The 17,672-nt window shown below is 47.8% G+C and carries 4 protein-coding genes; all 4 read right to left on the bottom strand.

Annotated elements, in window-relative coordinates; translation table 11 throughout:
* Window positions 1-298 precede the first annotated feature (298 nt).
* Window positions 299-14,425, bottom strand: a complete 14,127-nt coding sequence (locus tag QMF28_RS05970; protein ID WP_281741688.1) for a cadherin domain-containing protein — start codon at window positions 14,423-14,425, stop codon at window positions 299-301.
* A gap of 205 nt (window positions 14,426-14,630) precedes the next feature.
* Window positions 14,631-14,891 carry a hypothetical protein gene (locus QMF28_RS05975; protein WP_281741689.1) on the bottom strand — a complete coding sequence of 87 codons (261 nt, stop codon included), beginning with the start codon at window positions 14,889-14,891 and terminating at the stop codon, window positions 14,631-14,633.
* Between the two features lie 130 nt (window positions 14,892-15,021).
* Entirely contained in the window at window positions 15,022-15,903 is an 882-nt protein-coding gene (locus QMF28_RS05980; RefSeq protein WP_281741691.1) for a hypothetical protein, read from the bottom strand.
* A 20-nt stretch (window positions 15,904-15,923) separates the two neighbouring features.
* Window positions 15,924-17,669, bottom strand: coding sequence for a LuxR C-terminal-related transcriptional regulator (locus QMF28_RS05985; protein WP_281741693.1), 1,746 nt, complete (start codon window positions 17,667-17,669; stop codon window positions 15,924-15,926).
* Window positions 17,670-17,672: the final 3 nt, after the last annotated feature.

Here is a 17,672-nt window from a genome sequence, read left to right on the forward strand (position 1 = left end):
ATCAATTTACCAAGATACTTTGCGCAGATAAATTACTAAAAAATAGTCTTTTAGTACTATATTTCAGCAATAAACCTCTCTGTAAATGGGCTCCAGATAGCTTGGGTTACGTGACCGCCCTATCTTACTGATAGGAATTTTTCAAAATAAGATAGCTAATTTTTGAACACAAAAGGGGTTGCTGGGGTGGCGATACTCTTATCTAAAGACATCGCCGATCTCCAAAGTTAATGAAAGACTTGGAATTGGTTAGCCCCCTATTCTGCTGGAATTGACTTGGACTATTAGCAGTTGCCAATCAACGCCATAAGATCTTATCTACGTTAGCAATCTCATGCAATGTGCCGTCGGCAGTGGTAATAATGGCCAGATTTTCCGCATTGTCGCTAGTAAAGTTGATTTCTTTATTGGCTGCATCCACCGTAGCTGTACCAGATTTAATCTGCACAGTCCAATCACCCCCTTCATTGCTATAGGTATTGGTAAGTGAGCCACCCGCCTCAGAAATAGAGGCAGGACCACCATGCTCACTTGAGATATCAACCACATCAGTCCAGTCAGCCCCATTAAGAGAATCAGTTAATGATGCTCCGCCTGCATGGTCTCCTAGCACATCCCCAACACCAACCTCTTTGCCATAAAGAGTGGCAACTTCGTAATCAACACCACCAATATTGACGGTAATGGTGGAATGTGAGTTGGTAGATCCATCGGCATCTATGGCAATCGTAGAGTGAACACTATTCGATTGATTAAGAATGGCAGATAAATCTACGAAATCACCTTCATCGGCATTAAAGTCATCAATGGCTAATGGACTATTAGCAACAGAGGCGATTTGGTAGATATCTTGAACGCCATTTCCATCGCCTTGAATAATATCGCTCACAGCAAAAGCAACGTCTTCTGCAATACCAGTACTGCCATCGGTCATGGTATATGTAGTTTGACCATAGATTAAGACATCGCCATCTGCAGCTGTATTAATAATTCCATTGGAAGTTAAAGATAGACTGATAATGCCGCGGTCAGCTAGAGACAGGAACTCACCAGCATCTACTACACCATCGCTATCAGCATCTTGCCATACTCCAAAGTCATTAAATCCGGCATCATGTGCATCTAAAATCTTATCGAAATTGGTATCGTAGACTTTTGCAAGACCCTCAAGGTCAGTTTCTCCGGCTTGAGTTGCAAACGTAATATCAACATTATCGCCAGGGAGTTTTAGAGCCAACAAACCATCCTGAGCTGAAACCCATGCAGTATTTAGAGCATGGCCAGAATTTTCGTAATCGTGCGCTATGCCAGCACCAAGACTTTGGTATTGAACACCATCACCATTTAAGTCAATTGCAATTGGGGTGACTCTACTACCAATAAGAGTGGAGAGGTTGGTAATTGTTACACCTTCAAGATCTACCAGTAGTGATCTTGTAGAGTTTGTACCAGGGATTGCATTTGTTATTTGATCATAAACATAGGTGTGAGCTGTGCCACCAATATTTGCAGTAAAGGCCACTAGATTATTGCCAGCACCAAGATCATTTTTCTGTAGATAATCTACAACTGCAGCAACATTTTCCATTGACGTAAGTGTCAATGGTGCTGCATAGGTATTTGCATCATCAAAGGTAATCATTCCATTGGTGATGGCATGAGAGGCAACAGGGAGACCTCCAATAGTAAGCGCTGAGTCTGTGCCATTAGTACCTGCAGTGTTGGCTACGGCAGTAACTGTGCCCGGCAAACTCAAGATATCTAAATCAACCGCTGTATTGAAATCTTTAATAACATCATATCCAACGATAGTTCCGTTATTACCAGTTCCACCAAGTGCCGCAAAAGAATCGCTAGCATTAATAACAAAGGTATCAGCACCAGGACCACCCGTCAGCGTATCTGCTCCAAGGCCACCCGTCAGAGTGTCGTTATTAGCGCCACCAATTAGGGTATCGTTCTTGGCACTACCGGTAAGGGCGGCAGCTGCTCCGGTATTGGTAACAGTGTAGCCATTTGTTCCGCCTGTGACTGCGGCGAGATTGACTGCGAAACCACCGGAAGTTAGGTTAGCGGTACCTGCGTTAGAAGTTGATGCAGTTGCCGTAAAGGCGCTAGTAACAGTGGCATTTGCTGTAGCAGCAGCACTCACTACCAAGATATCACTTGCACCCAGATCGGTAATTCTATCAATGCCAGAGTTCACATTAAAGGTGTCGTTACCAGCGCCACCCGTCATCGTATCGTTACCAAGACCACCAGTCAGGGAATCAGCGCCGGTATTACCAATTAAATAATCGTTTCCAGCTCCACCAGTCAAGATTCCAGCACCAGTTTGGGAATTGTAAATAATGGAGTCGCCAGTTGCGGCTGCATTGAGCGTGAGAACAGTTGCTAGATTGTTATCGAGAGCAACAGTAGCAGCCGTACTGGCTAAAGAGCCATCAGTTGCCACTATGCTGAAGCTACCATCTAATGTGCCGTTATCGGTCATTGTGAGATTGCCTACGGATGCAACACTCGCTGCTCCAGTGTTGGTTGCAGAAATAGAGCCCAAGGAACTAGCAAGAATTATTGGTGACGCATCAAGGCCAACACTATTTGACTCTGGATCAGCAAAGTAATTAGATAAAACTCCTTCGCCACCTGTGATGGTGAAAGCTGTTGTATTAGCATTGGTAACAATTGTTAATACTCCGCTAGTGGCACTAAAAACCGGGGCTTCATCTAGATTATTAATCGCTAAGGTGACCGCTTTTTCAGTGGCGGCATTCACACCATCACTAGCGAGTACCGTAAAGCTGTAGCTAGGTTTGGTTTCGTAATTGGGGTTACCCGTTAAGGTCACAGCACCCGTGGCGCTATCGATACTAAAGAGCGCAGCATCACCACCGGCTTTAAGGCTATAGCTCACGCCAGCACTGGTATCAGCGCTATCGGTTGCAGTTGCGGTATACACCACTTGGCCAGCACCACTGTTTTCATTAATAGCAACTGCGGTGGTGCTAGAGGTAATGGTGGGCGCTACTTCATCTAGATTATTAATCGCTAAGGTGACCGCTTTTTCAGTGGCGGCATTCACACCATCACTAGCGAGTACCGTAAAGCTGTAGCTAGGTTTGGTTTCGTAATTGGGGTTACCCGTTAAGGTCACAGCACCCGTGGCGCTATCGATACTAAAGAGCGCAGCATCACCACCGGCTTTAAGGCTATAGCTCACGCCAGCACTGGTATCAGCGCTATCGGTTGCAGTTGCGGTATACACCACTTGGCCAGCACCACTGTTTTCATTAATAGCAACTGCGGTGGTGCTAGAGGTAATGGTGGGCGCTACTTCATCTAGATTATTAATCGCTAAGGTGACCGCTTTTTCAGTGGCGGCATTCACACCATCACTAGCGAGTACCGTAAAGCTGTAGCTAGGTTTGGTTTCGTAATTGGGGTTACCCGTTAAGGTCACAGCACCCGTGGCGCTATCGATACTAAAGAGCGCAGCATCACCACCGGCTTTAAGGCTATAGCTCACGCCAGCACTGGTATCAGCGCTATCGGTTGCAGTTGCGGTATACACCACTTGGCCAGCACCACTGTTTTCATTAATAGCAACTGCGGTGGTGCTAGAGGTAATGGTGGGCGCTACTTCATCTAGATTATTAATCGCTAAGGTGACCGCTTTTTCAGTGGCGGCATTCACACCATCACTAGCGAGTACCGTAAAGCTGTAGCTAGGTTTGGTTTCGTAATTGGGGTTACCCGTTAAGGTCACAGCACCCGTGGCGCTATCGATACTAAAGAGCGCAGCATCACCACCGGCTTTAAGGCTATAGCTCACGCCAGCACTGGTATCAGCGCTATCGGTTGCAGTTGCGGTATACACCACTTGGCCAGCACCACTGTTTTCATTAATAGCAACTGCGGTGGTGCTAGAGGTAATGGTGGGCGCTACTTCATCTAGATTATTAATCGCTAAGGTGACCGCTTTTTCAGTGGCGGCATTCACACCATCACTAGCGAGTACCGTAAAGCTGTAGCTAGGTTTGGTTTCGTAATTGGGGTTACCCGTTAAGGTCACAGCACCCGTGGCGCTATCGATACTAAAGAGCGCAGCATCACCACCGGCTTTAAGGCTATAGCTCACGCCAGCACTGGTATCAGCGCTATCGGTTGCAGTTGCGGTATACACCACTTGGCCAGCACCACTGTTTTCATTAATAGCAACTGCGGTGGTGCTAGAGGTAATGGTGGGCGCTACTTCATCTAGATTATTAATCGCTAAGGTGACCGCTTTTTCAGTGGCGGCATTCACACCATCACTAGCGAGTACCGTAAAGCTGTAGCTAGGTTTGGTTTCGTAATTGGGGTTACCCGTTAAGGTCACAGCACCCGTGGCGCTATCGATACTAAAGAGCGCAGCATCACCACCGGCTTTAAGGCTATAGCTCACGCCAGCACTGGTATCAGCGCTATCGGTTGCAGTTGCGGTATACACCACTTGGCCAGCACCACTGTTTTCATTAATAGCAACTGCGGTGGTGCTAGAGGTAATGGTGGGCGCTACTTCATCTAGATTATTAATCGCTAAGGTGACCGCTTTTTCAGTGGCGGCATTCACACCATCACTAGCGAGTACCGTAAAGCTGTAGCTAGGTTTGGTTTCGTAATTGGGGTTACCCGTTAAGGTCACAGCACCCGTGGCGCTATCGATACTAAAGAGCGCAGCATCACCACCGGCTTTAAGGCTATAGCTCACGCCAGCACTGGTATCAGCGCTATCGGTTGCAGTTGCGGTATACACCACTTGGCCAGCACCACTGTTTTCATTAATAGCAACTGCGGTGGTGCTAGAGGTAATGGTGGGCGCTACTTCATCTAGATTATTAATCGCTAAGGTGACCGCTTTTTCAGTGGCGGCATTCACACCATCACTAGCGAGTACCGTAAAGCTGTAGCTAGGTTTGGTTTCGTAATTGGGGTTACCCGTTAAGGTCACAGCACCCGTGGCGCTATCGATACTAAAGAGCGCAGCATCACCACCGGCTTTAAGGCTATAGCTCACGCCAGCACTGGTATCAGCGCTATCGGTTGCAGTTGCGGTATACACCACTTGGCCAGCACCACTGTTTTCATTAATAGCAACTGCGGTGGTGCTAGAGGTAATGGTGGGCGCTACTTCATCTAGATTATTAATCGCTAAGGTGACCGCTTTTTCAGTGGCGGCATTCACACCATCACTAGCGAGTACCGTAAAGCTGTAGCTAGGTTTGGTTTCGTAATTGGGGTTACCCGTTAAGGTCACAGCACCCGTGGCGCTATCGATACTAAAGAGCGCAGCATCACCACCGGCTTTAAGGCTATAGCTCACGCCAGCACTGGTATCAGCGCTATCGGTTGCAGTTGCGGTATACACCACTTGGCCAGCACCACTGTTTTCATTAATAGCAACTGCGGTGGTGCTAGAGGTAATGGTGGGCGCTACTTCATCTAGATTATTAATCGCTAAGGTGACCGCTTTTTCAGTGGCGGCATTCACACCATCACTAGCGAGTACCGTAAAGCTGTAGCTAGGTTTGGTTTCGTAATTGGGGTTACCCGTTAAGGTCACAGCACCCGTGGCGCTATCGATACTAAAGAGCGCAGCATCACCACCGGCTTTAAGGCTATAGCTCACGCCAGCACTGGTATCAGCGCTATCGGTTGCAGTTGCGGTATACACCACTTGGCCAGCACCACTGTTTTCATTAATAGCAACTGCGGTGGTGCTAGAGGTAATGGTGGGCGCTACTTCATCTAGATTATTAATCGCTAAGGTGACCGCTTTTTCAGTGGCGGCATTCACACCATCACTAGCGAGTACCGTAAAGCTGTAGCTAGGTTTGGTTTCGTAATTGGGGTTACCCGTTAAGGTCACAGCACCCGTGGCGCTATCGATACTAAAGAGCGCAGCATCACCACCGGCTTTAAGGCTATAGCTCACGCCAGCACTGGTATCAGCGCTATCGGTTGCAGTTGCGGTATACACCACTTGGCCAGCACCACTGTTTTCATTAATAGCAACTGCGGTGGTGCTAGAGGTAATGGTGGGCGCTACTTCATCTAGATTATTAATCGCTAAGGTGACCGCTTTTTCAGTGGCGGCATTCACACCATCACTAGCGAGTACCGTAAAGCTGTAGCTAGGTTTGGTTTCGTAATTGGGGTTACCCGTTAAGGTCACAGCACCCGTGGCGCTATCGATACTAAAGAGCGCAGCATCACCACCGGCTTTAAGGCTATAGCTCACGCCAGCACTGGTATCAGCGCTATCGGTTGCAGTTGCGGTATACACCACTTGGCCAGCACCACTGTTTTCATTAATAGCAACTGCGGTGGTGCTAGAGGTAATGGTGGGCGCTACTTCATCTAGATTATTAATCGCTAAGGTGACCGCTTTTTCAGTGGCGGCATTCACACCATCACTAGCGAGTACCGTAAAGCTGTAGCTAGGTTTGGTTTCGTAATTGGGGTTACCCGTTAAGGTCACAGCACCCGTGGCGCTATCGATACTAAAGAGCGCAGCATCACCACCGGCTTTAAGGCTATAGCTCACGCCAGCACTGGTATCAGCGCTATCGGTTGCAGTTGCGGTATACACCACTTGGCCAGCACCACTGTTTTCATTAATAGCAACTGCGGTGGTGCTAGAGGTAATGGTGGGCGCTACTTCATCTAGATTATTAATCGCTAAGGTGACCGCTTTTTCAGTGGCGGCATTCACACCATCACTAGCGAGTACCGTAAAGCTGTAGCTAGGTTTGGTTTCGTAATTGGGGTTACCCGTTAAGGTCACAGCACCCGTGGCGCTATCGATACTAAAGAGCGCAGCATCACCACCGGCTTTAAGGCTATAGCTCACGCCAGCACTGGTATCAGCGCTATCGGTTGCAGTTGCGGTATACACCACTTGGCCAGCACCACTGTTTTCATTAATAGCAACTGCGGTGGTGCTAGAGGTAATGGTGGGCGCTACTTCATCTAGATTATTAATCGCTAAGGTGACCGCTTTTTCAGTGGCGGCATTCACACCATCACTAGCGAGTACCGTAAAGCTGTAGCTAGGTTTGGTTTCGTAATTGGGGTTACCCGTTAAGGTCACAGCACCCGTGGCGCTATCGATACTAAAGAGCGCAGCATCACCACCGGCTTTAAGGCTATAGCTCACGCCAGCACTGGTATCAGCGCTATCGGTTGCAGTTGCGGTATACACCACTTGGCCAGCACCACTGTTTTCATTAATAGCAACTGCGGTGGTGCTAGAGGTAATGGTGGGCGCTACTTCATCTAGATTATTAATCGCTAAGGTGACCGCTTTTTCAGTGGCGGCATTCACACCATCACTAGCGAGTACCGTAAAGCTGTAGCTAGGTTTGGTTTCGTAATTGGGGTTACCCGTTAAGGTCACAGCACCCGTGGCGCTATCGATACTAAAGAGCGCAGCATCACCACCGGCTTTAAGGCTATAGCTCACGCCAGCACTGGTATCAGCGCTATCGGTTGCAGTTGCGGTATACACCACTTGGCCAGCACCACTGTTTTCATTAATAGCAACTGCGGTGGTGCTAGAGGTAATGGTGGGCGCTACTTCATCTAGATTATTAATCGCTAAGGTGACCGCTTTTTCAGTGGCGGCATTCACACCATCACTAGCGAGTACCGTAAAGCTGTAGCTAGGTTTGGTTTCGTAATTGGGGTTACCCGTTAAGGTCACAGCACCCGTGGCGCTATCGATACTAAAGAGCGCAGCATCACCACCGGCTTTAAGGCTATAGCTCACGCCAGCACTGGTATCAGCGCTATCGGTTGCAGTTGCGGTATACACCACTTGGCCAGCACCACTGTTTTCATTAATAGCAACTGCGGTGGTGCTAGAGGTAATGGTGGGCGCTACTTCATCTAGATTATTAATCGCTAAGGTGACCGCTTTTTCAGTGGCGGCATTCACACCATCACTAGCGAGTACCGTAAAGCTGTAGCTAGGTTTGGTTTCGTAATTGGGGTTACCCGTTAAGGTCACAGCACCCGTGGCGCTATCGATACTAAAGAGCGCAGCATCACCACCGGCTTTAAGGCTATAGCTCACGCCAGCACTGGTATCAGCGCTATCGGTTGCAGTTGCGGTATACACCACTTGGCCAGCACCACTGTTTTCATTAATAGCAACTGCGGTGGTGCTAGAGGTAATGGTGGGCGCTACTTCATCTAGATTATTAATCGCTAAGGTGACCGCTTTTTCAGTGGCGGCATTCACACCATCACTAGCGAGTACCGTAAAGCTGTAGCTAGGTTTGGTTTCGTAATTGGGGTTACCCGTTAAGGTCACAGCACCCGTGGCGCTATCGATACTAAAGAGCGCAGCATCACCACCGGCTTTAAGGCTATAGCTCACGCCAGCACTGGTATCAGCGCTATCGGTTGCAGTTGCGGTATACACCACTTGGCCAGCACCACTGTTTTCATTAATAGCAACTGCGGTGGTGCTAGAGGTAATGGTGGGCGCTACTTCATCTAGATTATTAATCGCTAAGGTGACCGCTTTTTCAGTGGCGGCATTCACACCATCACTAGCGAGTACCGTAAAGCTGTAGCTAGGTTTGGTTTCGTAATTGGGGTTACCCGTTAAGGTCACAGCACCCGTGGCGCTATCGATACTAAAGAGCGCAGCATCACCACCGGCTTTAAGGCTATAGCTCACGCCAGCACTGGTATCAGCGCTATCGGTTGCAGTTGCGGTATACACCACTTGGCCAGCACCACTGTTTTCATTAATAGCAACTGCGGTGGTGCTAGAGGTAATGGTGGGCGCTACTTCATCTAGATTATTAATCGCTAAGGTGACCGCTTTTTCAGTGGCGGCATTCACACCATCACTAGCGAGTACCGTAAAGCTGTAGCTAGGTTTGGTTTCGTAATTGGGGTTACCCGTTAAGGTCACAGCACCCGTGGCGCTATCGATACTAAAGAGCGCAGCATCACCACCGGCTTTAAGGCTATAGCTCACGCCAGCACTGGTATCAGCGCTATCGGTTGCAGTTGCGGTATACACCACTTGGCCAGCACCACTGTTTTCATTAATAGCAACTGCGGTGGTGCTAGAGGTAATGGTGGGCGCTACTTCATCTAGATTATTAATCGCTAAGGTGACCGCTTTTTCAGTGGCGGCATTCACACCATCACTAGCGAGTACCGTAAAGCTGTAGCTAGGTTTGGTTTCGTAATTGGGGTTACCCGTTAAGGTCACAGCACCCGTGGCGCTATCGATACTAAAGAGCGCAGCATCACCACCGGCTTTAAGGCTATAGCTCACGCCAGCACTGGTATCAGCGCTATCGGTTGCAGTTGCGGTATACACCACTTGGCCAGCACCACTGTTTTCATTAATAGCAACTGCGGTGGTGCTAGAGGTAATGGTGGGCGCTACTTCATCTAGATTATTAATCGCTAAGGTGACCGCTTTTTCAGTGGCGGCATTCACACCATCACTAGCGAGTACCGTAAAGCTGTAGCTAGGTTTGGTTTCGTAATTGGGGTTACCCGTTAAGGTCACAGCACCCGTGGCGCTATCGATACTAAAGAGCGCAGCATCACCACCGGCTTTAAGGCTATAGCTCACGCCAGCACTGGTATCAGCGCTATCGGTTGCAGTTGCGGTATACACCACTTGGCCAGCACCACTGTTTTCATTAATAGCAACTGCGGTGGTGCTAGAGGTAATGGTGGGCGCTACTTCATCTAGATTATTAATCGCTAAGGTGACCGCTTTTTCAGTGGCGGCATTCACACCATCACTAGCGAGTACCGTAAAGCTGTAGCTAGGTTTGGTTTCGTAATTGGGGTTACCCGTTAAGGTCACAGCACCCGTGGCGCTATCGATACTAAAGAGCGCAGCATCACCACCGGCTTTAAGGCTATAGCTCACGCCAGCACTGGTATCAGCGCTATCGGTTGCAGTTGCGGTATACACCACTTGGCCAGCACCACTGTTTTCATTAATAGCAACTGCGGTGGTGCTAGAGGTAATGGTGGGCGCTACTTCATCTAGATTATTAATCGCTAAGGTGACCGCTTTTTCAGTGGCGGCATTCACACCATCACTAGCGAGTACCGTAAAGCTGTAGCTAGGTTTGGTTTCGTAATTGGGGTTACCCGTTAAGGTCACAGCACCCGTGGCGCTATCGATACTAAAGAGCGCAGCATCACCACCGGCTTTAAGGCTATAGCTCACGCCAGCACTGGTATCAGCGCTATCGGTTGCAGTTGCGGTATACACCACTTGGCCAGCACCACTGTTTTCATTAATAGCAACTGCGGTGGTGCTAGAGGTAATGGTGGGCGCTACTTCATCTAGATTATTAATCGCTAAGGTGACCGCTTTTTCAGTGGCGGCATTCACACCATCACTAGCGAGTACCGTAAAGCTGTAGCTAGGTTTGGTTTCGTAATTGGGGTTACCCGTTAAGGTCACAGCACCCGTGGCGCTATCGATACTAAAGAGCGCAGCATCACCACCGGCTTTAAGGCTATAGCTCACGCCAGCACTGGTATCAGCGCTATCGGTTGCAGTTGCGGTATACACCACTTGGCCAGCACCACTGTTTTCATTAATAGCAACTGCGGTGGTGCTAGAGGTAATGGTGGGCGCTACTTCATCTAGATTATTAATCGCTAAGGTGACCGCTTTTTCAGTGGCGGCATTCACACCATCACTAGCGAGTACCGTAAAGCTGTAGCTAGGTTTGGTTTCGTAATTGGGGTTACCCGTTAAGGTCACAGCACCCGTGGCGCTATCGATACTAAAGAGCGCAGCATCACCACCGGCTTTAAGGCTATAGCTCACGCCAGCACTGGTATCAGCGCTATCGGTTGCAGTTGCGGTATACACCACTTGGCCAGCACCACTGTTTTCATTAATAGCAACTGCGGTGGTGCTAGAGGTAATGGTGGGCGCTACTTCATCTAGATTATTAATCGCTAAGGTGACCGCTTTTTCAGTGGCGGCATTCACACCATCACTAGCGAGTACCGTAAAGCTGTAGCTAGGTTTGGTTTCGTAATTGGGGTTACCCGTTAAGGTCACAGCACCCGTGGCGCTATCGATACTAAAGAGCGCAGCATCACCACCGGCTTTAAGGCTATAGCTCACGCCAGCACTGGTATCAGCGCTATCGGTTGCAGTTGCGGTATACACCACTTGGCCAGCACCACTGTTTTCATTAATAGCAACTGCGGTGGTGCTAGAGGTAATGGTGGGCGCTACTTCATCTAGATTATTAATCGCTAAGGTGACCGCTTTTTCAGTGGCGGCATTCACACCATCACTAGCGAGTACCGTAAAGCTGTAGCTAGGTTTGGTTTCGTAATTGGGGTTACCCGTTAAGGTCACAGCACCCGTGGCGCTATCGATACTAAAGAGCGCAGCATCACCACCGGCTTTAAGGCTATAGCTCACGCCAGCACTGGTATCAGCGCTATCGGTTGCAGTTGCGGTATACACCACTTGGCCAGCACCACTGTTTTCATTAATAGCAACTGCGGTGGTGCTAGAGGTAATGGTGGGCGCTACTTCATCTAGATTATTAATCGCTAAGGTGACCGCTTTTTCAGTGGCGGCATTCACACCATCACTAGCGAGTACCGTAAAGCTGTAGCTAGGTTTGGTTTCGTAATTGGGGTTACCCGTTAAGGTCACAGCACCCGTGGCGCTATCGATACTAAAGAGCGCAGCATCACCACCGGCTTTAAGGCTATAGCTCACGCCAGCACTGGTATCAGCGCTATCGGTTGCAGTTGCGGTATACACCACTTGGCCAGCACCACTGTTTTCATTAATAGCAACTGCGGTGGTGCTAGAGGTAATGGTGGGCGCTACTTCATCTAGATTATTAATCGCTAAGGTGACCGCTTTTTCAGTGGCGGCATTCACACCATCACTAGCGAGTACCGTAAAGCTGTAGCTAGGTTTGGTTTCGTAATTGGGGTTACCCGTTAAGGTCACAGCACCCGTGGCGCTATCGATACTAAAGAGCGCAGCATCACCACCGGCTTTAAGGCTATAGCTCACGCCAGCACTGGTATCAGCGCTATCGGTTGCAGTTGCGGTATACACCACTTGGCCAGCACCACTGTTTTCATTAATAGCAACTGCGGTGGTGCTAGAGGTAATGGTGGGCGCTACTTCATCTAGATTATTAATCGCTAAGGTGACCGCTTTTTCAGTGGCGGCATTCACACCATCACTAGCGAGTACCGTAAAGCTGTAGCTAGGTTTGGTTTCGTAATTGGGGTTACCCGTTAAGGTCACAGCACCCGTGGCGCTATCGATACTAAAGAGCGCAGCATCACCACCGGCTTTAAGGCTATAGCTCACGCCAGCACTGGTATCAGCGCTATCGGTTGCAGTTGCGGTATACACCACTTGGCCAGCACCACTGTTTTCATTAATAGCAACTGCGGTGGTGCTAGAGGTAATGGTGGGCGCTACTTCATCTAGATTATTAATCGCTAAGGTGACCGCTTTTTCAGTGGCGGCATTCACACCATCACTAGCGAGTACCGTAAAGCTGTAGCTAGGTTTGGTTTCGTAATTGGGGTTACCCGTTAAGGTCACAGCACCCGTGGCGCTATCGATACTAAAGAGCGCAGCATCACCACCGGCTTTAAGGCTATAGCTCACGCCAGCACTGGTATCAGCGCTATCGGTTGCAGTTGCGGTATACACCACTTGGCCAGCACCACTGTTTTCATTAATAGCAACTGCGGTGGTGCTAGAGGTAATGGTGGGCGCTACTTCATCTAGATTATTAATCGCTAAGGTGACCGCTTTTTCAGTGGCGGCATTCACACCATCACTAGCGAGTACCGTAAAGCTGTAGCTAGGTTTGGTTTCGTAATTGGGGTTACCCGTTAAGGTCACAGCACCCGTGGCGCTATCGATACTAAAGAGCGCAGCATCACCACCGGCTTTAAGGCTATAGCTCACGCCAGCACTGGTATCAGCGCTATCGGTTGCAGTTGCGGTATACACCACTTGGCCAGCACCACTGTTTTCATTAATAGCAACTGCGGTGGTGCTAGAGGTAATGGTGGGCGCTACTTCATCCACGTTGGCGACACCAATGGTGTAAGTACCGGTGTTCGTACTGCCATCACTAGAAGTGGCCAAGACCGTAATAGTGTGGCTTGTCGCAGTCTCGTAATCTAAGGCGCCAGCCACTGTGACCACGCCAGTGCTGCTATTGATGGCAAACTTACCACCCGCACTATCGCTTAAAGAGTATGTAACGGTAGTACCAGTATCGGTATCGGTTGCTAAAGCAGTAACCCCTACTGCCGTACCTACCGTCGCATTTTCAGTAACGGTATTGGTGCCACCATTACTATCGGTCAAGACGCTGACTGGGTTGTCATTAACGTTGGTGACTGTAATGGCCACTGCCTTAGTCGCAGTTGAGGCACCATCGCTGGCAATCACATTAATGTCATAGACATTATTTGCACCAGCATCGCTTGGAGCTTCGTAGTTCGGTGCCGCTTTAAAGGTCACTACACCAGTGCTGCTATTAATGTTAAAGAGTGCTGCATCAGCACCGCTTAAGCTGTAACTTAATGTGGTGCCTGCATCGGGATCTGTCGCAGTAGCGATATAGACCGTACCGGTAGCGTTTTCTGCAAAGGTAGCGGTTGCACCACTAGTAATGGAAGGTGCTTCATTAACATTGGTAGCGGGTGTATCTGGAATAAATCGCGGTTGTGGTGTAACAAAGCTCGTAGCTGAACTATCTGCAGAGGTAGAAGACGATGAGGAGGCTGAAGTAGTTGAAGATCCTGAAGAGGTATTAGATGAAGAAGAGCCACTCTCGCTACTCTGTGCCTCAGATGAGGAGGCGCTTGCGTCTCCCGCCTTTACTTTTGCCTTGATGAGAGGGGATGCACTACCTCCACCAACTGATGCATCACTGCCAGCATTTTGGTTTGACGAATTTCCATTACCTGCTGTGTCAGCGGGGTTGTTACCATCACCGCCCTGTCCGTTTGCCTGGATTGTAAATACATCATTCTGTTTATTATTAATGCTCGCTAATTCTTCAGCGCTTCTAGCATCTTGATTACCAGACTCTTCTGTACTAGCTTTAACTTCTTCACTCTCATCGCCATTTTCTACTTCAACTTCCACAACTTTATTATTGGGATTCTTAGGATCATTAAATAAACTTGGACTATCTGGAGTTGGAGTCGGCGAATTAGAGGCCGGTGCATCACCCTTGAGTGCGCTACTTTGGTTAAGAGGAGATTGCTCGACTGCAGTGGGCTGCTGCAAAGTCGTCATATTGTCAAGATGCTGGGCATCATTGACTTGCTGGCTTGAGGATGCGTTACTTGGTTTATTGGCCATTACTCATTTGCAATTAATACATAAAAGCACAATTACCTTTATGTAGTAACGTTATTCGCTAAAAGAGATAAAAGTAAGCCTGATATTGGTTATATAACTATAGTTATATAAATAAATGCAAATACCTGAATCAATTGAATTTTTTTGACATCTACAAAATCAATACCCTAAATTTTAGCAGCAAGAGAGCGAAAATTGAGCACGATTATTTCATAGCCAGAGCGTAATAAAACGCGGATTTGTGAGTTTCATTACCCCCTATCGTCCAAGCAACGACATCAAAATTCAGAAAGGCAAGAGAGCACCCTAAATTCTCAAACGATGAATCGAAACTAGGGTAGTTTTGACCTTGAATAAGAAAGTTTTGCTCCACCACACTGAGCTTTTGCAATGAAGTCATGAGGTCAAGATGCAGTGCATCATTGGCTTGTTGAGATATGGTTACGTTACTTTGTGTATCTGCCATGACCTAATGTCAGTGAGTTTTAGGACAAAATTGCCCTATACGCAATGACTATAAAGAAGTTTAAGATCATCCAAAAGCCTGTTATTCGTTATATAACTATATTGACAGGTGCTGCCGAACTTAAAGAGTGTCAGTTGAGAAAAGGCTCTCTCAGTGTTTGTTTATAGCACCGGATAAACTCCGTGTGTTGCTTTTCAAAGCCAGAACATCGAGATGCTACCTTTTGAGTACGACTCATAAACTCATCCTCATCCATGCGATAAGGACCTGTTTGATTACGATAGAAAGCAGTTCTTTGTTGTAAGTAAGCAGTTTCAAATCCAGATAACTTGGTTTTCGCGATCTCAGCACTGCTCAGACGATAAACACCCTTTAATTGATGAGATTGCATGAACGGAAAAAGCTCTGGCGACATACCCATTTCTGCAAAATAGAGAGGCGCCTGACTTTCAAAGTGTTGTAGAGCGGCTTTAGCTTGCGGATTTTCATTAATATCAACTTCTTTAATAATCTTGGCATTAGCATCGCTCATCGTCACCCTACCCCGATGAATGCCGACTGAATAAGATGGCGCCACTCTCACTACACCACTTGCTAATACAAAAATACAAGCACTAGCGCATTGCCCGGTCACAAAGACATGTGCATTAGCCTTACGAAGTAAACGTCCCATCTGCATTGCAGCCACGCCATCCCCACCAAGAGAATCGAGCAAAACGATTAAACCCGCTGGGATAGGATCTCCCGTGACTTGACCTAATGATTGCTTGAGTTTTTCTAATGCATTCTTAGATATTTGCCCTTTAATACCAACCACCATTACCTTTCCTTGGCTTTGTTCTACAGCCTCAGTCAGAGCAGTATTGGATTTATTACTTAGTGATTGTGATTGTGTTTGTTTTGGTATCTGGGCTTGTGTTTGCGCTACTTTTTGCGTTGCTGGTGGTGTTGATGTATTTACACAAGCTACCTGCAATAACAAGATCGAAAATATCGCCAATATTTTTCGCATGGCTGTAAAGGCTTCAATACTTAGGTGCGAGGCAAACTCAGATTTTGAATGGCTTCCGCAGTGGCTTGATCGCGGAACTCAAAGCCGCCGGCTTGACTCGCCGAAATAAATCCTGCTGCTGCCAACTCTTGCAAACCACTTTGAATTTGATGATGAGGTAAATTTAAATTAGAAATCGCCTCTTGAATTGGCTTTTTAGAATCTTGAGCAGCAGTCATTACAATCGATTGCGCATGTTGTGAGAGCTCATCTAAGATGGCCTGCATATCGACACGTATATTTTCTGGCAAAGACTCTTGCGTAGGAGCTTTCATTGAATAAATGCGGGAGAACGGCATTTCTACCGGTCTTGGGCCTAGCAATCGCACAGAGGTTTGCGAAGAACCCTTTTCCTTTAGGTTAGCAACGATAACTAGGATTGGTCTTGCTGCCATGCGATCAATACCGCGATCGCCTAAAACATACTTAAAGGCTTCTAGTGCTTTTAGTCCATACACTTGAATGACCAAAGGTTTGATCATCGACTGCTGAGCGAAGAACGCGCCAAGACGCTCTCCACCACCGGCATTAATTGGAAGGTCTAGGGCGCTGTAATCAAAATCGCCACGACTATTTTCTGCTTGGGTGGCAAAACTTTGGAGCAATTTATCGCGACGCTGCTGACTTGGTGTGCGAATATGAATCGCTTGATAGCCATTGAGTTGAGCCACGTTACCAATTGCATCAATGAGTGAAGTAGCTAACGCTGGCGGCCAAGACTCTACTGCCACCCATTGCGCTACACCGGATTTTACTGAGTCCATGACATTATCCAAGAATGGCAAGCCTCCCCAAAGGGATCTCACATCTACTGGATCATGACTACTTTCACCAACGGCAACGATTTCACCAACCTGCAATAGCTCAGGGGCTTTAGCTTTTACCGTCAACCAAGGCAAACCGTAGGGAGCCAATTTTTTAGTTAGAAGATCTGCTAAAGGATGTTTCAAGGGTCTAGCATTACGTGCCAATACAGCAGCTATACGAAAGGCATCAGAGGCAAACAATTCATTGGACTTATCTGAGCTCATCTCCGGCTTGGATGCAATACCGATTCCAATGGCATGCAAGGAACGCTTGTCAGGATGAATCGCAGCATCACTTTCTAAATAATGATTTGAGTATTGCTGTGCAAACTGAGCGAGCTGCACAGCCCGATCGGCATCATCCAAATGCGTATGCGGATAGCCAAACCAAGCCAACATACCACCATAAGGCAATAACAAAAACTGTCCGTCTAGTGCATCTACATAATTTTGTAAAACATCACGCAGATCTGATAAATACTGATTACGCCAATCTAACTCTTCTGGGCTTGCTAAGGCGGTATCTGGAATGGAAATCACAACAGCTGATACTAAGCGCCAGGAGTGAGCTCCTGAGCGAGCAAGAGCAAACTTTCCTTTTGGTAATGATTTGGCGTTCACACCAAAATCATTGGGGTATTCTTTCATCAACTGATTTGCAGTGATGACTGCCTTGGTACGATTACTTACGCCTAACTTGCGAAACAGCACAAATAAATGCTGCTTAACAGTACCGTAACCAATCTTGAGGTAATCTGCGATTTCTTTATTGCTCTTTCCTTCCGCGAGCAAAGTGACAATCTCTTGTTGGCGCTCCGATAATGACACATGATCTTCAGCCGACTTACGAGAAGCTGGCGCCACAGCACTGATTGAAGTGCTGGGCACCTTTGCCTTCTTTTTTGGTATCGCTGAATTCATAGT

This window comes from Polynucleobacter yangtzensis (genome assembly GCF_027924165.1).
In the GTDB taxonomy this organism is placed as follows: Bacteria; Pseudomonadota; Gammaproteobacteria; order Burkholderiales; family Burkholderiaceae; genus Polynucleobacter; species Polynucleobacter yangtzensis.